Source organism: Thalassospira sp. MCCC 1A01428, from assembly GCF_002115825.1.
Lineage (GTDB): Bacteria > Pseudomonadota > Alphaproteobacteria > Rhodospirillales > Thalassospiraceae > Thalassospira.
The window spans coordinates 187067-206550 of record NZ_JFJZ01000004.1 but is presented as its reverse complement, the minus strand read 5'-3'; the positions used below and the strand labels follow the sequence as shown (position 1 = coordinate 206550).

The following is a 19484-nucleotide window of genomic DNA, read 5'->3' as shown; positions in this document are numbered from 1 at the left end:
CTTCAATCAATGCCACCTGGTTTTAGTTGGTCAGATCATCAACCTTGTCGGCAAAGAATTTCAAATCCTTTTCACCGGAATAGGTTTTACCATCAATCAGGAAAGTCGGCGTTGCGTTAACGTTGTATTTCTGTTCCGCTTCCAGGCGCGACCCGACAATACCGTTAATCAGTTCTTCGTCGGCCAGACATTTGTCAACCGTTTCACCATCCATACCGGCAAACCGTGCGACCTGCTTGATGCCTTCTATCGGATCGTTACTACGCGCCCAGGTCAGCTGCGATTTAAACAGCAATTCCAGCACGCCAAAATAACGGTCATCGCCCGAGCATTGCGCCACGGCAGAGGCCCGTACCGCAACCCCGTCCAACGGGTAATCACGATAGATCCATTTTACTTTGCCGGTATCGATCAATTCTTTTTTGACCTCGGGAAATACCTCGTTGGCAAATCGTGCGCAGTGCGGGCAGGTGAAGGATGCATATTCAACAATCGTCACCGGCGCGTCTTCTGCACCCATTACATGTTCTTTGTATTCGGTGGCATGTGCCCCCTGGGCAGTCAGTGCCGCCAGAGAAACACCAACCACTGCAACAAGGTATTTAAACGGCTTAAGCAAGGAAACCTCCGTTAAAACAAACTTTTGCGATTACAAGCCGGTTGCGGGCGTTAAGTCAACACAGCCCCCAAAGTTGCTGTTGAACCAACGAGTCGCAAACATCACCCGCAAATGGGGCAAATCCGTGTTAAACTTTTGCAGGAAAATGATTCGACAAAAGCTGACACCCGATGCACATCGCACACATATCAGCAGCGCGGAAATTCAACCCAAAGGCCGCAACATTGCGTCTCTGGTCATTTTTTTCCCGCCCCGCTAACATGACGACCCAAACGCAATAGCACTTCCCGCAGGGCCGGGTCTTCGATTTCATTGATCACTTTTTCGCTATCCTGGCGAATGGGGCCTTCGGGCACGTTAACCGGGCGACGTACCCGGGCTTCGGGCCGGGAAATATCGCCCTGCATCATTTTAATGCGTTCCACCGCCCGATAGCCAAAATAGGTATTCACGCGGTCAATGATTTGCGGCATCCGGTGCTGCAATTCCAGCGCCATTGGCCCCGATACCCGCACCATCAGGGTGCCACCGCCAGCATTTTCACCCCGCGGCGGGCTATAGCGTACCGGAATCGTACAATCTTCCAGTGCCGGGCCAACAATTTCGCCCCAGTGCAAAAGAATTTCGGCCTGAAAAAAGCCGCGTTTGCGCACCAGTGGGCGGGTCAGGTTTGATAAAATAGGTGCCACATTGCGCAATCCGGCGCGCCGGTCCTTATACCCCATCGGCGTAATGTTCTGGCGTTTCTTAACCGCGTTTTTTGCCCCCACACGCGTGCCCCCCTGATCCGTGCCAGATGCGCCAAACGTATTACTGCTATCTTTTCTCTTGCTCATCGCGGCTTCTTCCGTAGGGTTCGCAGCAACTTTATCGCCGCTTTCACCAATTTGCATAACATATCACGGAAACGCCGTGCATTTCACTGACCAAGACATCACCACACTGCGTCGCACCATGCTTGACTGGTATGATCGCCATCATCGCACCTTGCCGTGGCGCTCGGAACCGGGGGATTTGCCCAATCCCTATCACGTGTGGCTTTCCGAAATCATGCTTCAGCAAACCACCGTGATTACAGTGGGGCCGTATTTTGCTGCCTTTCTGGCCCGCTGGCCAACGGTGACCGACCTTGCCAATGCCGAACTTGATGACGTTTTACACGCCTGGCAAGGATTGGGATATTACGCCCGGGCGCGTAATTTGCACAAATGCGCCAAGGTGGTTGCCAGTGAATATCAGGGGCATTTCCCCGATACCGAAGAAGGCCTGTTAAAACTGCCCGGTATTGGCCCCTATACGGCTGCGGCCGTGTCGGCCATTGCCTTTAACCGGCCATCCAGCCCGGTAGATGGCAATATTGAACGGGTAATTTCACGGTTATTTGCCCTGGAAACACCACTTCCCGACGTTAAGCCTGAAATTAAGGAAAAAACTGCCACCCTGACACCGCCGGACCGCCCCGGTGATTACGCCCAGGCGTTAATGGACCTTGGCGCAACGATTTGCACACCGCGCAACTCGGCCTGCGGCATATGCCCGTGGCAGGCATTTTGTGAAGGGCGCAAAACCGGCATTGCCCCGGACCTTCCCAAAAAACGCAAAAAACCGGCCAAACCCACCCGGGTTGGATATGCCTTTTGGGTTCAACGCGACGATGGCAAAATCCTTATCCGCCGCCGCCCCGAAACCGGCTTGCTGGGCGGTCTGTATGAAGTGCCCGGCAGCGAATGGCGCGCCATTGACACACCCGACAGCCTGATGCGCGACCAGGCCCCGCTAACCGCCACCTGGCGCGAATTAAGCGGCACAGTCGGGCATACTTTTACCCATTTTCATCTTGATATCACCATTCTCGCAACCCGGTTTGACAACAGCACAGCGATTGAACCCGATGGTGTCTGGACCAGCATTGACGGACTGGCTGATTTTGCCTTGCCCACCGTGATGAAAAAAATCGTCCGCCATGCGTTAACGCACCTGTAAAAAAACGGATTGAAACCAAAGGCCGGTTTCAATCCGTTTCAAGGCGGTACCGCCCGCAACAAAAAGGCCCGCAAACGGATGCGGGCCTTAATATCAAAGCAAGTACAGGCAAAAATCAGGCGGTGATATCAACGATCTGGCCACGCCCTGTGCTTTCAAGCGGTTTTGACTGCGCTTCCTGGGCCTGTGCGGCCTGCTCGACGCGCTGTGCAGGCGGGGCCTGCAAATCATTTCCACCCGTTTCGGCGATCGGGGCAGCGGCCTGCTGAATCTGCACGGGATTGGGTACAGGAGTTGCACCATAACCACCAATCTGCATGATATTCTCCGATCTGCTAAACCTATCAACCCCTGATATATAGCAGAAACCACCGCAAAACAGAAAGACCGAAACGCGCAATGCTGCGTTTCGGTCTTCACATTTCTGTCAGAATAACTGCTTTTTCGGCCCGAAAACCAAAAAATCAGGCTGACATCTGGCCCATTTCCTTGCGCAACTGACTGCGCAAATTATCAATCGAAACCAAACGCCCGTCACATTTGTAATGCCAGTAAGTCCATCCATTACAAGCCTGTGCGCCCTGCACCTGGGCCCCAACCTGATGGATCGATCCTGCCGCATCCTTATGCGCAATCGATCCGTCAGCCCGGACAAGTGCCGCCACATTGCCGCGGTTATCATAAATTTTCTCGCCCGGTGCCAAAAGGCCCCGTTCGATCACCGCGCCAAACGGAATACGTGGCAAAGACCGCTTTGACTCGGTCAACTCCAGGCTTTCCCCATCCAGCATCTGGACCTTGGCAATACGTTCACGTGCTGCCTTGGCATAGTCTTCTTCGCGTTCCAGACCAATAAAATGGCGTCCCAAACGGCGGGCTGCCGCACCCGTCGTGCCGGTGCCAAAAAACGGATCAAGCACAACGTCACCCTGGCGGGTGGTTGCCATTAACACGCGCTGCAACAATGCCTCGGGTTTCTGGGTCGGGTGAACCTTTTTACCCTTGTCATCCTTCAGGCGTTCCCCGCCCGAACAAATCGGCAGCAACCAGTCGGACCGCATTTGCAGCCCTTCATTTAACTGCTTCATGGCTTCGTAGTTAAACGTAATTGCCTTTTGCTCGGCATTTTTGGAACACCACAGCAATGTTTCATGCGCATTACAAAAACGTTTGCCCCGGAAATTGGGCATCGGGTTGGTTTTGCGCCAAACAATATCGTTCAGCACCCAATACCCGATATCCTGCATCACCGTGCCAACACGGTAAATATTGTGATAGGAACCAATCACCCAGATCGCACCGGTGTCTTTAAGCACACGCCGTGCTGCGTTCAGCCAGTCCCGACTGAACTCGTCGTAATGGCGGAAACTCTCGAATTGGTCCCAATGATCGTCCACTGCATCAACCTTGGTATTGTTGGGACGCAGCAGATCACCACCCAGCTGTAAATTATAGGGCGGATCGGCAAAGATCAGATCAACCGATTTTTCCGGCAGGCTGTTCATCAGTTCGATGCAGTCGCCTACCAAAACCTGATCAAGCGGTAAAGTTTGCTTCTTTGTCATAATGCCTTCACGGTTCCCCCTTGAAACTTGGGGAAATCATGAGCGCAAAAAGTTAACAGACTCCGAAAATTATTGCGGAGTCGCGATACTTTGAATGGAATTTCAGTTGTTTAGACAATCTTAACTGATAACCGTCAAAAGACTGGGGAATTTTGCTGATCAAAGCCGATTCGCCAGACCGGAATCCGCAAATTAAGAAAAATCAGGCTGCGACGCGAAAAACCAGCAAATGTGCAGAGTCCCGTTGCGTTGCAAAATATTTGGGCCAATTATTTGGCAATTTTTCTTCTCTAGCCGCGAATTGCGGCAAAAATCGGAATTTGAAACAAGGAAACCAGATGTTTTACGAACCGGGAAAAACCCCTCACAATCTTCCGCATGACCCGTTCAAGGCCTGCGTTGTGCCCCGCCCCATCGGCTGGATATCGACATTAAGCCCCGAAGGCCACGCCAACCTTGCACCCTATTCATTTTTCAATGCGGTTTGCGGCAATCCGCCAATGGTGATGTTTAGTGCCAGTGGCGCATCACGCGACAGTGCCGCCAATGCCCGCGCAACCGGCGAATTTGTAGCAGCCATCACGCCAAAATCCATGTTGCGTGAAATTAACCTGTGTTCGGCCCCGCTTCCCGCCGATCAGGATGAATTTGACCATGCCGGACTGGAAAAACTGCCCGCCTCTGTTGTTAAACCGCACCTGATCAAGGGGGTACCGGTTCATATGGAATGCAAGGTTTTCCAGATTGTGGACCTGCCCAGCCCCAACCCGGAAAAACCCAACACCATGGTTATTGGCACGGTGGTTGGTATTCATATTGACGACGCGGTAATCGTAAATGGCATGGTCGATATTACCCTGTTTGAGCCCCTTACCCGCCTTGGCTATCAGGAATACGCCACCATTTCGGAAACCTTTACCGTCCGTCGCGAGGATTTCTGGTAAACCGGCACCTGTTGTCAGCGAGAGCCAATGTTTCGGTCAGGTATGAATATTTGCTGCTTTTACCGACCTGAAAAGCGCGGTAAAAGCAGCCCATGACAGACATTTTTTCCGCACCCGACGGCATCGATGCCGTAATCGAACCCATGAACGCCACCGGTTATCTGGCCGCCGTGGGGTTCGAGGAACAATTGCGCCAGGAACTGGGCGACGTGATCGAAACCCACGACCGGTTAATGTTTGCACCCGGCCCGGAAAGACGGGTGTTCTGGGCACAAAATGTGTGGCGCAACCCGGTTCGTATTGCCATTCCCTCGATCAAGGGGGCGGCCAAAATTTTGCGCTTTAACCAGCGCAACTGGGCCATGTTCAAGTTTGACCATTTTTCACGTGCCAAACTGATCGAAGCAAACCTGCCCCATGTGTCGGCCAAACGGCAGGTTTTTGGCGACAATGCCCCAACGGCGCCATTAGGGTCCTGGGCGCTGGTCGACCCTGATACAATCATTGCCGCCATGGATTGTTCCAGCCCGTGGAAAAACGGCGAAATCGAATTTGAAGAAGACAAAACCACGCCGCCCAACCGCGCCTATCTGAAACTGTGGGAAGCCTTCACCCGGTTGGGCATCATGCCGCAAGCAGGTGACATGACGATGGATCTGGGCGGTAGCCCCGGTGGCTGGACCTGGGTTTTGCACGAAACCGGGGCGTCGGTGATTTCGGTGGACAAAGCCAAACTGGACCCGCGCATTGGCACCTTGCCCCGGGTTGATTTCCGTCAGGAAAGTGCGTTTGGGCTGGAGCCGGAAAAGATCGGTCATATCGACTGGTTATGTTCGGATGTAATTTGTTACCCGGATCGTCTATTTCGGCTGGTTAACCAGTGGATGGATGCAGGCATGGCCACCAACTTTATCTGCACCATCAAAATGCAGGGCGATACCGACCACGCCGCTGTTACCCAGTTTGCCGATATCCACGGATCAAAGGTAGTGCATTTGTATAACAACAAACACGAACTGACCTGGATGAAAGTGCCCGGCATTACTGACCAATAATCGCCCGGCGATACGGCCCGCCGGGCAATACCGCCAACATTTAAAAAGCGGATCGTTTAATGGTGACGATCCGCTTTTTTATATCGCGGGAATGGTGCCATTAATCATCGTGATCAAATGCCGGAATGGATGTATCAAGCGGGTAATAATCGCCCTTGAACGCGCAAAAAATTTGCGATTTGGTTTTAATACCCGACGGGCCATCCAGCGTTCCCGGCGTCAGGGCAATGTTTTTAGACCGAACCACCCGCCAGAACAGCGCCGATCCACATTCCTTGCAAAACCCGCGGTCGGTTTTTTCCGACAAACGATACCAGCGCAATCCTTCATCGGCGGTCAACTGCAATTCGTCCTTATTGACCGAAGCATAGGCACTGACATGCCCGTGCAGCTTGGCGCATAAATGGCAATGGCACAGCGTCGCATCCTCTATGTCACCATGCACCTGATAACGTACCGCGCCGCAATGGCACCCACCGTGATGCTGTGCCGTACCGGTATCAACGCTTGTCCGTTCCTGCTGGTCATTATCAGTCATGGTTACTATCCTTTGTCGCGCGAAACACAGTCAGATGAAAACAGCTATTGCCACGTTATGATGCTGCACCTTAAGCCCATATTCAGGGCAAAAAACAGGCAGTCGCAAGGCGATGCCGGATCATTCCACAATACAGCCCGTCGTCAAGTATGTTGCAATAATGTTTGAGATTGCGCGCACACAGTCCTATTCTGCCGCGTTGGCGGGGGCAACAATGCGAACAACCCTTCACATGATGGGAAATTATGACCGATCTTTCTTATCACTATGATGTACTTGTCATTGGCAGTGGTGCAGCCGGGTTAAGCACCGCGCTTAAAGTTGCCCCGCATGTCAAGGTTGCCATTTTGTCCAAGGGCAAAGTTGACGAAGGCTCAACCAATTATGCGCAGGGTGGCATTGCCGCCGTGCTTGATGCCGCAGACAGCATCGAAAACCATGTCGAAGACACCCTGAATGCCGGGGCCGGTTTGTGCAAACGCGAAACTGTTGAATTTGTTGCCCAAAATGCACCCGCCGCGATTAGATGGCTGGATGAACTGGGCATTGATTTAACCCGCGACCCCGAAGGTGGCAATGATCAGCCCTTTCATTTAACCCGCGAAGGCGGGCACAGCCACCGCCGCATTGTCCATGCCGCCGATGCCACAGGCCGTGCGGTACAGACGACCTTGCAAAAACAGGCGATTGACCACCCCAACATTGATATTTTTGAAAACTACCTGGCGATTGACCTGGTTACCGACCGCAAGCTGGGGGGCGAAGGCCGCCGCTGTGTCGGGGCCTATGCACTGGATTTAAAATCGGGCCGGGTGAAAAGTTTTAATGCCCGAACCGTGGTACTGGCAACCGGTGGGGCCAGCAAGGTGTACCGGTTCACATCCAACCCCGATGGCTCCACCGGGGATGGCATTGCCATGGCATGGCGGGCCGGATGCCGGGTAATGAATATGGAATTTAGCCAGTTTCACCCTACCTGCCTGTATCATCCGCAGGCCAAATCGTTTCTGATTTCCGAAGCAGTACGCGGCGAAGGCGGCAAATTGCTGTTGCCCGATGGCACCCGTTTCATGGACCGATTTGACGAACGCGGCGAACTGGCCCCGCGCGACATTGTGGCCCGCGCGATTGACCACGAAATGAAACGTCTGGGCAGCGATTGTGTTTATCTGGATATTTCACACAAGGGGGCGGATTTTATCCGCGAGCATTTCCCGACGATTTACGAAACATGCCTGGGTTTTGGCATTGATATGACCCGCGAACCGATCCCGGTGGTGCCTGCTGCCCATTATACCTGCGGCGGTATTTTGACCGACCTTCGCGGACGAACCGATTTGACCGGCCTTTATGCCATTGGCGAATGTGCCGGCACCGGCCTGCATGGGGCCAACCGGCTGGCATCCAATTCATTGCTGGAATGCCTGGTATTTGGCGAAGCCGCATCGCGCGACATTATCGAGGCCCTGCCCGTTGATGACCGCTTTACAGATTTGCCGCCGTGGGATGAAACCGGCATTACCGATTCTGACGAAGAAGTCATCGTTGCCCATAACTGGGAACAGTTGCGCAACGTGATGTGGGATTTTGTCGGTATTGTTCGCACCACAAAACGTCTGCAACGCGCCCAGCACCGTATTGATTTGCTGCTGTCTGAAATTGACGAATATTACGGCAATTTCCGCGTTAGCAACGATTTGCTGGAATTGCGCAACCTGTCGGTGGTGGCAAAGCTGATCATTCAGTCTGCCCTGTGGCGCCGCGAAAGCCGGGGCCTGCATTACACCACCGATTACCCCGAACGCGATGATACCGGCGCCCCGCGCCAAACCATTCAGGTACCCGAAAACTTTGCCGGTCGCTGGGTGGTTTCGGGACAATGGAAAAGCTGATCACAATATAACGGATCCTTCACCACCATGACGTCATCCAACGCCAACAATAACGCGAACGCCCAACAGCCGATGACGGGCACGCTTTGCGGCATCGCCCGCAAAGCCGCCCCTTATGCCAAAATGGAAACCCTGGACCTGATTTCGGTATCGGTGGAACTGGGGCTGGATGGCGAGCATCGTGGTAAATTAAAAAAGCGCAAGGTCACCGTAATGGCCAGGGAAGACTGGCAGGCCGCCTGTGCCGATATTGACCGGCCCGACCTGGACTGGACAACAAGGCGGGCAAACCTGCTGGTTTCCGATTTTCCCCTGCCGCGACATGTTGGTGCCCGTTTTGCCATTGGCGATCTCGTTTTAGAGGTGTCAGGCGAAACCGACCCGTGCAAACGCATGGAAGAAGCCGCAACCGGCCTTGAAAATGCCCTGCGACCTGAATGGCGGGGCGGGGTTACCTGCCGTGTCATCACCGGGGCGGAAATTGCCATTGGTGCGCCTGTACGTTTGCTAAACGAACAATAAGCGCCACAACAAATGCTTACGTAAAATTTGACGGTGAACGACCACCATTCACAGCACCCCGAAGCAACCGTTGCTTTAATTGCGATGGCGAAAAATCAAACAGCGCATCCAGGCCCGTATAGGGATCACCGGCAATTTTTAATATCCGGGCAAATGCAGGTTCGGTTTTAACCCCGGCCTGTTTAAGGGCAATAATCCGGTTGTGAAACTCCGCATCCAGCATATCGAGAATACGGGCTTCAACCACCATATGGCGAAACCCGTACTGGTGGTGTGCCGGTTTGTTGGTGGCAAAAATTTCCACCTGTTCGGGCTTTTGGTTCGGGCATGAGATCATAAACTGCACTATCACCGCTGCGCCCACATGGCGGGTTGCCGCACGGTTATAAATGTGAAAACCGTCAAAATGTGAAAATCTGCCGGTGCAAACAGTGGCAAAGCCGTTCAAATCATCGGTATTGACCAAAATATCAATGTCAGACGCAGGCAACCCCAGCCCCAACGGGATTGTCCCGGCAATGCAGGCCCCATACCCCGATAAAACCGGCCAAACGCCGCCATCAACAAGCCCTGCTGCGCAATTTTGCCCCCGCACCCCTGCCTGCGCGCGTTGCAAGCCCTGTAATCGGGTAAAATCCTGCGCGCGCAGCCCTGTCTGCCACCCCGTAATCATCTTTTTCCTGCGCCAGCTAAAACACCACCACCATGTTACCACACATGCAGATAGCAATAAAAAAGCGGGCCCGCAATTTTGCAGCCCCGCCCTTTGTTCAGGCCATAAATGTAGGGCCTTGCCTATTTGGGTTTTGTTGCGGCCTCGGTGGCACCGGCATGGGCCAAAATTTCCTCGGCCTGGCGGATTTCCTGTTGTTGCGCCCACATTTCGCCATACAGGCCGTTTTGTTCCAGCAAATCATGGTGGCGGCCGCGTTCGGCCACCTTGCCATCGCGCAGCACAATAATTTCGTCGGCATCGATCACGGTGGATAAACGGTGCGCAATAATCAGCGTGGTATGCCCGCGCGATACGTCGCGCAGGGCTTGCTGAATATCCTTTTCCGTTCGGGTATCAAGGGCTGACGTCGCTTCGTCAAAAATCATGATTTTCGGGCGTTTTAGCAACATGCGCGCAATCGAAACCCGCTGTTTTTCGCCGCCCGAAAGTTTCAGGCCACGTTCACCAACCATGGTTTTAAACCCGTCGGGCAAGCTATTGATGAAATCACGAATGCTGGCAAGGCTGGCAACATTGTCAATTTCGTCCTGCCCGGCACCGGGGCGACCATAGGCAACGTTATAGGCAATGGTATCGTTAAACAGCACGGTATCTTGCGGCACAATGCCGATGGAGCGACGCAACGACCCTTGAGTCACATCGCGCACATCCTGCCCGTCAATGGTGATACGCCCGCTTGAGGCATCGTAAAAACGAAACATCAGCCGGGTTAATGTTGATTTACCGGCACCACTGGGGCCAACCACAGCAACCGTCTTGCCTGCCGGCACCTCAAAGCTGACCCCTTTTAGAATTTGCCGGTCTTCGTTATAGGCAAAATGCACATCTTCAAACCGCACCGTGGCTTCCTGACAGACAAGATCACGGGCACCGGGGCTATCTTCCACTTCCTTGCCAACATCAAGCAGGGAAAACATGCGTTCCATATCGGTCAGCGACTGTTTGATCTGACGATAGACAAATCCCAAAAAGTTCAGCGGCATGTAAAGCTGTAACAGATAGGTGTTTACCAGCACAAAATCGCCCACGGTCATATTGCCGTTTTTAACGCCATTTGCCGCCAGCAACATGTTTAAAACCAGGCCAACCGCAATAATTGCGCCCTGACCAATATTCAGCTTCGATAACGATTCCTGCGATTTGACGGCGGCAACTTCATATCCGCGCAAGGCATGGTCATAGCGCGATGATTCATGCGCTTCGTTATTGAAATATTTGACCGTTTCATAATTGATCAGACTGTCAATCGCCTTGGTATTGGCTTCGTCGTCGCGCATGTTCATTTCGCGGCGATATTTCATCCGCCATTCGGTCACGATCAGGGTAAAGGCAATATAGATGATGATGGTCACAAACGTGATCAGCGCGAACCAGACATCATAAAGAACCCACAAAATGACCGACACCATGACGATCTCAAGCAGGGTCGGCAGGATGTTGAACAGCATGAAGGACAGCAAAAATTCAATGCCCTTTACCCCGCGTTCAATGGCGCGCGACAGCCCGCCCATCTGACGGTCGAGATGAAAGCGCAACGATAACGCATGTAAATGTTCAAACACGCTTAGGGCCGAATTGCGAATGGCGCGCTGGGCAACCTTGGCAAAAACCGCATCACGAATTTCACCAAAGGCCGAGGACAACACCCGAACCAGGCCATAGCCGATAATCAGACTGACCGGCACCGTCACCAGGGCCGCAACGTCACCATTGGCAGCAGCCTTGCCCCCGCCCAATGCATCAACAGCATATTTGTATAGAACCGGCACATACACATTGGCGACCTTCGCCCCGACCAGAAACAAAAGCGCGACCACAACGCGAATTTTCAGTTCCTTTTCGCCCTTGGGCCATAAATAGGGCAGAAAGGTTTTGATCACGCCCAGATCGGCGCGGGCCGACGATTCTTTTGCACCGGTTTTTTTCACGTCTTAATCCTTGTTGAACCCGTCCCCGATGTGGGCAATGCCGCAAAACGCCAGCACAATGAACCATTTCCCCAAACCCACCTTCCACAAATGGCCCGTATTAGGCAATTTGGCAAGCACATGAAGGGCAACATATTGTGTGGAACATCGAAACAACGACCCTGCCTTAACACAAAAAGGGCATTTCCAGCCCAAGCCGGAAATGCCCCAACGTCAAAGCCAAAATTAAAACCAAAGTGGCCTGCTAGTTTGCCGCGCGATATAACCGGCGCTCGAACAGCCCGCTATCGCGAAAACGATACAGGGTTTTAACCGCCGCCAGAATAGCCAGATCAATAAGCGGTTCGACCAGCACAACCGTCATATAGGCCGCCCCAAAACTGGCAACATGGCCGACATTTTCCATGCCAAAGCCCTGACCATAAAAGGCCCAGAAACCAACCCAGCACACAATCCCGCCCTGATAGGACGTTGAAAGCACCAGCGCCTGCCAATATGAAACATCCTTATAGGCACGTTTGCGCGGAATAACCTTTTCCGCCAGCACACCCATTGCAAACAATGGCACCAGAAGCGTCGTCAGGTTCATGCCGTATTGCGGCAGATCGAACGGCGCAAAGAACACCCCCTGCACCAGCAAACCCAACGCCAGACCGATGGCCGCCGGGGCCGCGCCGAAAATCAGAAACAGGGTTGATCCCAAAATCAGATGAACTTCCGACACCCCGACCGGGTGATGGGGCAGTACCTCGAAAAAGAAAAAAACCAGCGCTGTGGTTATCAGGCTGCGCACCAGAAGCGAGCCAACACCATCGCAACGTGCGGTATCGACTGCCATTTTCATGGCCATCCCCACCGCACCGGTTGCTGTGGCATAGCTTAATGCGATTTTGGCGCCGTCAACGACGCCAGGTTCGATATGCATAATATAATCCTTTCTTGCACCCACCGTGCATGAACAGGCCAGTTTTACTGATCCTGTCAGTGACAAAAATTCGGGCAGGTCTCCTGACTTGTGCCGATTGTTGCCATTCCGTCTTCCCGGGGGTGAACCCCAGTGACATCAAGGAGGCAACCGGCACTTACAGTTGCGGGGGCAGTTATGGATTTGGCAGTTTGCCAGGCAAATTACCGCACCATATTCCCTATTATTCCCCATCAGTCACACCAATGAAGAAACCCGAAGCATCACGGTAACAGACGCGGCCCAGTACCGGTATGAAATATCACCCGCAAAAAGCGAAAATCCGACATAGTTTGGATCCGTAATAAACCGCAGCCGCAAACAGCACCAAGGTGATTGCAGTTGTATGCGGGGCGGACTATGTTGCTAATTTGTTGACGATTTTACAATTTAAGACCGCACCGCCCCAAACCAGCGGTGCCCACAAACGGAAACGGGACCATGACGGCACTTGCCAGCACTGAAAACCAGGACATTTCACACCTTATGCTTCGCATCGGCATTGCCGCACGCGATGCTGCCCTGATTCTGGCCCAGGTCCCGTCACAGCCAAAAATTGATGCCCTGAATCATGCCGCACGGCTGATCCGCGAAAATGCCGATAAAATTCTGGCTGCCAATGCGGTTGATATGGAAGGCGGGCGCAAAAAAGGCCTGACGGCCGCCCTGCTGGATCGGCTTGAACTTACCCCGGCCCGCGTTGAAGCGATGGCAAAGGGTGTTGAAGACGTTGCCAGACAAAACGATCCCGTTGGTCGGGAAATGGCCCGCTGGACCCCGGAACATAACGGGCTGGATATTGCGCGCGTGTGTGTGCCGCTTGGTGTGATTGGCATCATTTATGAAAGCCGCCCCAACGTCACGGCCGATGCCGCCGCCATGTGCCTTAAATCGGGCAATGCCGCCATTTTGCGCGGCGGGTCGGAAAGCTTTAATTCGTCGCGCGCCATTTTTGATTGCATGAAACAGGGCGTGATCGAGGCTGGCCTGCCCGACGCCTGCATTCAAATGATCCCGGTGACCGACCGCGCGGCGGTTGGCGAAATGCTGAAACTGTCGGATTATATTGACGTGATTGTACCGCGCGGGGGCAAATCCCTGATCCAGCGCATCACCGATGAAAGCCGTATTCCGTTGTTCAAACATCTGGAAGGGCTGTGCCACACCTATATTCACGCCAGTGCCAACCCTGCCAAAATTAACGACATTGTGCTGAATGCCAAAATGCGCCGGGTGGGGGTTTGTGGCTCGACCGAAACAGTTTTAATTGATCGTGCCGTTATTGGCACCCTGTTACCCGCCCTTGCCGATGCCCTTGCCAAAGCAGGCTGTGAAATGCGTGGCGATGACACTGCCTGTGGTCTTGATGCCCGAATCAAACCGGCGACCGAGGCAGACTGGTCAACCGAATATCTTGATGCGATTGTGTCGATCAAAACCGTTGATGGCGTAAAAGATGCCATTCACCACATTAACCATTACGGGTCACACCACACCGATGCCATCCTGGCCGAAGACAGCGCCGCGACCGAGGCATTTTTAAACGGGGTGGATAGCGGCATTGTCATTGTCAATGCATCAACCCAGTTTGCCGATGGCGGCGAATTTGGCATGGGCGCGGAAATTGGCATTTCGACCGGCAAGTTGCATGCACGTGGCCCGGTCGGAGTCGAACAATTGACCAGCTATAAATATGTGGTGCGTGGCACCGGGCAAACCCGCCCGTGATGAGCGTTCGCATTCCGCGCCGTCACAATGCCCCACCCCGAGTCGGATTACTGGGCGGGTCTTTCAACCCCGCCCACGAGGGCCATTTGCATATTTCACTTGAAGCGTTAAAGCGATTGCATCTTGACGAAGTATGGTGGCTGGTATCGCCGCAAAACCCGCTAAAGTCCCGTCAGGGCATGGCCGGGCTGACGGAACGCTTTGATTCGGCACAAATGATTGCACAACATCCCCGCATTGTTGTTTCTGCAATTGAAACCCAGCTTGGCACCCGTTATACCGCCGACACACTTGCAGCCTTGCAACGCCGTTTTACCCAAACGCGTTTTGTCTGGCTGATGGGCGCTGACAATCTGGCACAATTTGATCGCTGGAAGTTCTGGGAAAAATTGATGTATTGCGCGCCCATTGCGGTTCTTGATCGCGAGGGTTATTCTAATAAAGCATTGCGTGGCACCGCAGCACAGCGTATGGAACGCTGGCGCATTGCCGCAGAAAAGGCAGGTTTGCTGGCCGATATGGAAACACCAGCTTGGGTTTACCTGCCGATACGGCGCCATCCGGCTTCCTCTACGGCGATTCGCGCCGAAGGCCGATGGCAGGTTTGACCTGTGGATGTTTTAATTTCCGCGTGATGGCGGCGAACATCCACCCTAAATTAAGGTGGCGACAATAATTACCGCGAAACAACGCCTGACACCGAGCGAGTTGCTTGCTCTTATTCAGGAAACACTGACGGACGACAAGGCCGAAGATCTTGTCACCATTAATCTTACCGACAAAACAGCCATGGCTGATTATATGATCATCGCATCAGGCTCCAGCTCGCGCCGGGTTGCCTCGATGGGTGAACATATTGTTGAAACCCTGAAAAGTTCAGGCCAGGGCCGTGCGCAGGCCGAGGGCACCGAACAGGGTGACTGGGTTCTGGTCGATGCGGGTGATGTGATCATTCATTTGTTCCGCCCCGAAGTTCGCGCCTTTTACAACATCGAACAGATGTGGGGCGTTGAAAACCCGGCCTTGAAACAACAAGCCGCCCGTCTGTACTGATTGGCTGCGCCTTGCTGTCGCCCGGCGCATTCCGCCGGGCCATCAGCCCTTTGCCGCTTGGGGCAACAGGCATCTGTAAATTTTTATCAGGGCTGCATATTTTAGCCCGATAGGAATTGGCGTTCGGGTTTCTGCGAACCTTCGGCGAAATTTGTACGAAACATTACGCAAAACGCCGACAATCTTTTCCACCGAAATTTGCCATAAAACGAATGGGCGACCCCACATGCAAATCACCCTTGCCGCTGTAGGCCGCATCAAGGCAGGCCCGGAAAAGGATTTGTTCGACCATTACGTCGCCCGCCTGCGCTGGCCCTTTGCCCTGCGCGAGGTCGAGGAAAAGAAAAAACTGCCCGCCGCCCAGCTTAAGGCCCGCGAAGCAGAACTTTTGCTGGCCGCCATCCCCGAAAATGCCTTTCTGATCGCGCTGGACGAACACGGACGCGAATACGGATCCATTGATTTTGCCAAAAAGCTTGAAGGCTGGATCGATCAGAATGGCGGCAATATTGCCTTTGCCATTGGGGGCGCCGACGGCCACGGCGATGCACTAAAAGCCCGCGCCAATGCCATGTGGTCACTGGGCAAGGCAACCTGGCCCCATATGCTGGTCCGCGCCCTGATCGCCGAACAGCTTTTTCGCGCCCACGCCATTCAAACCAACCATCCCTATCATCGCGAATAGTAAAAACCCACTCGTTAGTGGGGCATGAAAAATACTTATTCCCCAAATACTTGCGCGCCATATAAGCAAAGGCTAAACAGATCGCCTTTCTTAAACGCACAAGGGGGATTTGTGTTGTTCAAACAGCTTCGTATGGCTGCCGTTGTTGGCGCCATGCTATTTTTAGGCGCCTGTGCCGTTGGGCGTAGCGTCGTCGATATCAATGCGCCATCCTCGTCACCCAACCCGCAAAACGGCACGGCTATTCGGTTGGTAAATGTTGTTGATAACCGCGAATTCCAGATCAAACCACGATCAGCCGATATCCCGTCGCTTTCTGATGCGAAAATCGACGATAGCAGCATCACCGAACGGGCCTATGCCCGCAAACGTGGTGGATTTGGCAAGGCTCTTGGCGATGTGTTGCTGCCCGAAGGCGAAACTGTTGCCAATCAGGTAAAAGAAGCCATCACAACCGGTTTTCGCCGGGCCGGATACCGTGTTTTTGACCAGGACAGCACCGATATGGATGCCCAAACCGCTATTCCGGTTTCGGCAGATATCATCGAATTCTGGACATGGATGCAACCGGGCTTCTGGCAGCTTACCCTGCATAACCGCATCAAGGTTAAGCTGGAAGGCGATTTGCCAGCCTTAAAAGATGGCCTGACAGTGGAAAACCATTATCAGGACGGCATGCAAATGGTGCTGGATAATGACTGGCCCCTGACCGCCTCGCAGTCATTGGTCGAATTCGCCGACAAACTGCGTGATGACCTGACAAAATATCAAAATTAAGCATCACAAACAAAATGCCGATAGCCCTATATTCAGGGCTATCGGCACGTCATTATTGCCACAACGCGTTGGTCCTTGCCAGTTGGCATCCTTGCCAAAAGCCAAAGAACTAAAGCGTTTTTCCCTTAAGACAGACAGTTTGCCAAAACAGCCCTGACAAGCACAGATCACCACCGCCCTGTCGCACCGCAACCGGGTTATTTCAGGCTATATTCCAGCCGGACAACACCGGACGGATAAATATGGGTCGCCACCGGCGATGGTTGTAAATGGCTGGTTTCCTTGTCAAACAGGGAAATCCCCTGACCCAGAACAACCGGGATGACAAACATGTCCAGTTTGTCGATCATATTGGCATACAAGAACTGATTGATCACGCTTGCCCCGCCAACAATCCAGACATCGCCGTTATCAAGCCGTTCATTGCGCAAGGCATCGGTCAGTTCCATCAGGCTTCCGCCAAAGGCAACCGTATTTTCCGGGGCATCATCGCCAAGTGGGTGCGACGTTAAAACAACGGTACGCCGGTCCCCGTATGGCCATTCACCATACGACATGACCTGGTCAAACGTCCGGCGACCAATGATCAGCGTTCCCACCTCATCAAGGAATTTTTCAAAATTGAATTCTTGCGGGTCATAGTCGTCAAGCCAGTCGACCGCCCCGTTTGAACGGGCGACATAGCTATCAAGGCTGACCGCCACATAAATGCGGAACAGTTTTTCACTCATTATATTAACCCAACCAATCTGCCGGATTTTTCCGGTTTAATTTTAGTTTTAGTTTAACATTAGTTTCCCAACGCTACCGGCGATTGGTGGCGATAATCCGGCTGGAATAGGGTGATATCATCATTCAAAAACGCAAAACGCCCCAAAAGCCGACATCATCCGGCCTTCGAGGCGTCCATTGCGGCCATATTTGACCATATCAGCGACATTTTCGGGTGCAGAACCGCCTTTTATGACGGTGACAGTTCCCAAATCTGTTTAAAAAGCCATCGTCAGATCAACATTCAACAACGTTGACATTCACGGCCAGGCCCCCCTGGCTGGTTTCCTTGTATTTGCTTTGCATATCCGCCCCGGTTTGGCGCATGGTTTCGATCACACGGTCCAGCGATACGGTATGTTGCCCATCGCCCCGCAGGGCCAGCCGTGATGCGTTAATCGCCTTGACCGCCCCCATGGTGTTACGTTCAATGCACGGTACCTGTACCAAACCGCCAATCGGGTCGCATGTCAGGCCCAAATTGTGTTCCATGCCAATTTCGGCGGCATTTTCAACCTGCTCCGGTGTGCCGCCCATCACGGCACACAATGCCCCTGCCGCCATCGAACAGGCTACGCCCACTTCCCCCTGGCACCCCACTTCGGCGGCTGAAATCGAGGCCCGTTTTTTATAGATCGAGCCAATAGCCGCCGCAGTTAGCAAAAATTCACGAATTTTTGTCTGGGTTACATTGGCGCAAAACCGTTCATAATATCGCAAAACAGCCGGAATCACCCCCGCCGCCCCATTGGTCGGCGCGGTCACAACCTTGCTGCCAGCCGCATTTTCCTCGTTCACGGCCAGGGCATACAGGTTCACCCAGTCGATCACGGTTAGCGGGTCTTTCAACCCGGCTTCGGGCCGGTCCACCAGTTCACGATACAGTTTATTGGCCCGACGCTTTACATTTAACCCGCCAGGTAAAATGCCCGGTGTGGCGCAGCCGCGATCAATGCAGTTCATCATCGCGTTATAAACCCGGTCGACGAATTCATAGGTTTCATCGGCCGCGCGCCAGGATTTTTCATTTTCCATCATAATTTCAGCGATGGATAATCCCTGTTCCTTGCAAATCGCCATCAATTCGTCGGCCGATGAAAAGGGATGCGGCAGGATAATGTTATCGCCGGAATATTCAGCCCCGCGGTCATCCCCTGAAACAATAAAACCGCCACCAACCGAAAAATATTCCTGGCAATGCAGCTTTACCCCGTCACGGTCATAAGCCGTAATTCGCATCCCGTTAGGATGCTGGGGCAGGCTTTCATCCATATGAAAAACCAGGTTATTTTCAAAGTGAAAATCAATTTTCTGCTGGTCAAACAGCATCAGGCAGCTATCGCGTTTGATCGCATCAATCGTCGGACCAATTTGATCGGGATCGACCGAGCGCGGGCGTTGCCCGCACAGCCCCATTAAAACCGCCGTGTCCGTGGCGTGCCCTTTACCCGTCAGGGCCAGCGACCCGTAAAGGTCAACAATCACGCTGCCGGTTTGGGACAAAAGTTTACGGGCATCCATTTCCAGACAAAACCGGTAACCGGCCCGCATGGGGCCAACGGTATGCGAACTCGATGGTCCAATGCCGATGGTGTATAAATCGACAACAGAAAGATTAACGTCCTGGGGACGTTGCGTGGATGAATTGGGCATAGGCCTCCCTCGGCTCTGATCGCGTTATATTTTTCTGCAATATTTACTGCGATATCGACGAACCGGTGCCA

At 53.2% G+C, this 19484-nt stretch carries 20 protein-coding genes and 1 riboswitch; of the genes, 10 read left to right on the top strand and 10 right to left on the bottom strand.

Going from position 1 to position 19484, the window contains the following annotated elements:
* Positions 1–22 precede the first annotated feature (22 nt).
* The gene (locus THS27_RS05390) at positions 23–619 is read right to left on the bottom strand and encodes a DsbA family protein (RefSeq protein ID WP_246832848.1); all 597 of its coding nucleotides are present in this window, start codon (positions 617–619) and stop codon (positions 23–25) included.
* A 236-nt stretch (positions 620–855) separates the two neighbouring features.
* Positions 856–1455 carry a DUF721 domain-containing protein gene (locus THS27_RS05385; protein WP_085588782.1) on the bottom strand — a complete coding sequence of 200 codons (600 nt, stop codon included), beginning with the start codon at positions 1453–1455 and terminating at the stop codon, positions 856–858.
* Between the two features lie 76 nt (positions 1456–1531).
* On the opposite strand from THS27_RS05385, the gene mutY reads away from it, so the two are divergent.
* On the top strand, positions 1532–2602 hold the full coding sequence (mutY, locus tag THS27_RS05380) for an A/G-specific adenine glycosylase (protein WP_246832847.1): 1071 nt from the start codon (positions 1532–1534) through the stop codon (positions 2600–2602).
* 115 nt (positions 2603–2717) lie between these two features.
* Here the strand turns inward: mutY and THS27_RS05375 are convergent, their stop codons facing one another.
* Together THS27_RS05375 and THS27_RS05370 are read right to left on the bottom strand one after the other, a co-directional pair.
* Positions 2718–2921, bottom strand: coding sequence for a hypothetical protein (locus tag THS27_RS05375; protein WP_085588610.1), 204 nt, complete (start codon positions 2919–2921; stop codon positions 2718–2720).
* A 145-nt stretch (positions 2922–3066) separates the two neighbouring features.
* Positions 3067–4167, bottom strand: coding sequence for a site-specific DNA-methyltransferase (locus tag THS27_RS05370; RefSeq protein ID WP_139835481.1), 1101 nt, complete (start codon positions 4165–4167; stop codon positions 3067–3069).
* Positions 4168–4505: 338 nt separating this feature from the next.
* Here THS27_RS05370 and THS27_RS05365 point away from each other — a divergent pair, with 338 nt between their 5' ends.
* Both THS27_RS05365 and THS27_RS05360 read left to right on the top strand, forming a co-directional pair.
* Complete coding sequence (locus THS27_RS05365; RefSeq protein WP_085588778.1) at positions 4506–5111, top strand: flavin reductase family protein; 606 nt, start codon at positions 4506–4508, stop codon at positions 5109–5111.
* 92 nt (positions 5112–5203) lie between these two features.
* Entirely contained in the window at positions 5204–6166 is a 963-nt protein-coding gene (locus THS27_RS05360) for an SAM-dependent methyltransferase (protein WP_085588607.1), read from the top strand.
* A 100-nt stretch (positions 6167–6266) separates the two neighbouring features.
* Here the strand turns inward: THS27_RS05360 and THS27_RS05355 are convergent, their stop codons facing one another.
* Positions 6267–6704 carry a GFA family protein gene (locus THS27_RS05355; RefSeq protein ID WP_085588605.1) on the bottom strand — a complete coding sequence of 146 codons (438 nt, stop codon included), beginning with the start codon at positions 6702–6704 and terminating at the stop codon, positions 6267–6269.
* Between the two features lie 245 nt (positions 6705–6949).
* Here THS27_RS05355 and nadB point away from each other — a divergent pair, with 245 nt between their 5' ends.
* A complete protein-coding gene (nadB, locus tag THS27_RS05350; RefSeq protein WP_210402826.1) occupies positions 6950–8596 on the top strand; it encodes an L-aspartate oxidase in 1647 nt (548 codons plus the stop codon).
* A gap of 27 nt (positions 8597–8623) precedes the next feature.
* Positions 8624–9118, top strand: coding sequence for an MOSC domain-containing protein (locus tag THS27_RS05345; protein WP_246832846.1), 495 nt, complete (start codon positions 8624–8626; stop codon positions 9116–9118).
* A gap of 16 nt (positions 9119–9134) precedes the next feature.
* Here the strand turns inward: THS27_RS05345 and THS27_RS05340 are convergent, their stop codons facing one another.
* The 3 genes from THS27_RS05340 to THS27_RS05330 form a co-directional block, all read right to left on the bottom strand.
* Complete coding sequence (locus THS27_RS05340; RefSeq protein WP_085588601.1) at positions 9135–9791, bottom strand: DUF4269 domain-containing protein; 657 nt, start codon at positions 9789–9791, stop codon at positions 9135–9137.
* Between the two features lie 122 nt (positions 9792–9913).
* Positions 9914–11782 carry an ABC transporter ATP-binding protein/permease gene (locus tag THS27_RS05335; protein ID WP_085588599.1) on the bottom strand — a complete coding sequence of 623 codons (1869 nt, stop codon included), beginning with the start codon at positions 11780–11782 and terminating at the stop codon, positions 9914–9916.
* A 244-nt stretch (positions 11783–12026) separates the two neighbouring features.
* Entirely contained in the window at positions 12027–12707 is a 681-nt protein-coding gene (locus THS27_RS05330; RefSeq protein WP_085588597.1) for an energy-coupling factor ABC transporter permease, read from the bottom strand.
* Positions 12708–12762: 55 nt separating this feature from the next.
* Positions 12763–12981: riboswitch (cobalamin riboswitch) on the bottom strand.
* A gap of 206 nt (positions 12982–13187) precedes the next feature.
* Here THS27_RS05330 and THS27_RS05325 point away from each other — a divergent pair.
* The 5 genes from THS27_RS05325 to THS27_RS05300 all read left to right on the top strand — a co-directional run bounded on the left by THS27_RS05325 (position 13188) and on the right by THS27_RS05300 (position 16989).
* Complete coding sequence (locus THS27_RS05325; protein ID WP_085588596.1) at positions 13188–14474, top strand: glutamate-5-semialdehyde dehydrogenase; 1287 nt, start codon at positions 13188–13190, stop codon at positions 14472–14474.
* Positions 14474–15082, top strand: coding sequence for a nicotinate-nucleotide adenylyltransferase (locus THS27_RS05320; RefSeq protein WP_085588594.1), 609 nt, complete (start codon positions 14474–14476; stop codon positions 15080–15082). The genes THS27_RS05325 and THS27_RS05320 overlap by 1 nt, the downstream gene beginning before the upstream one ends.
* Positions 15083–15137: 55 nt before the next feature.
* Positions 15138–15527, top strand: a complete 390-nt coding sequence (gene rsfS, locus THS27_RS05315) for a ribosome silencing factor (protein WP_085588592.1) — start codon at positions 15138–15140, stop codon at positions 15525–15527.
* A 226-nt stretch (positions 15528–15753) separates the two neighbouring features.
* Positions 15754–16212 carry a 23S rRNA (pseudouridine(1915)-N(3))-methyltransferase RlmH gene (gene rlmH, locus THS27_RS05305; RefSeq protein ID WP_085588589.1) on the top strand — a complete coding sequence of 153 codons (459 nt, stop codon included), beginning with the start codon at positions 15754–15756 and terminating at the stop codon, positions 16210–16212.
* Between the two features lie 114 nt (positions 16213–16326).
* Entirely contained in the window at positions 16327–16989 is a 663-nt protein-coding gene (locus THS27_RS05300; RefSeq protein ID WP_139835480.1) for a flagellar biosynthesis protein, read from the top strand.
* A gap of 197 nt (positions 16990–17186) precedes the next feature.
* Here the strand turns inward: THS27_RS05300 and THS27_RS05295 are convergent, their stop codons facing one another.
* Positions 17187–17720 (bottom strand): dihydrofolate reductase family protein, encoded by a 534-nt coding sequence (locus THS27_RS05295; RefSeq protein WP_085588585.1) that lies wholly within the window; start codon positions 17718–17720, stop codon positions 17187–17189.
* A 277-nt stretch (positions 17721–17997) separates the two neighbouring features.
* Positions 17998–19413: an L-serine ammonia-lyase gene (locus THS27_RS05285; protein WP_085588581.1), complete on the bottom strand. Its 1416-nt coding sequence runs from the start codon at positions 19411–19413 to the stop codon at positions 17998–18000.
* Positions 19414–19484 lie beyond the last annotated feature (71 nt).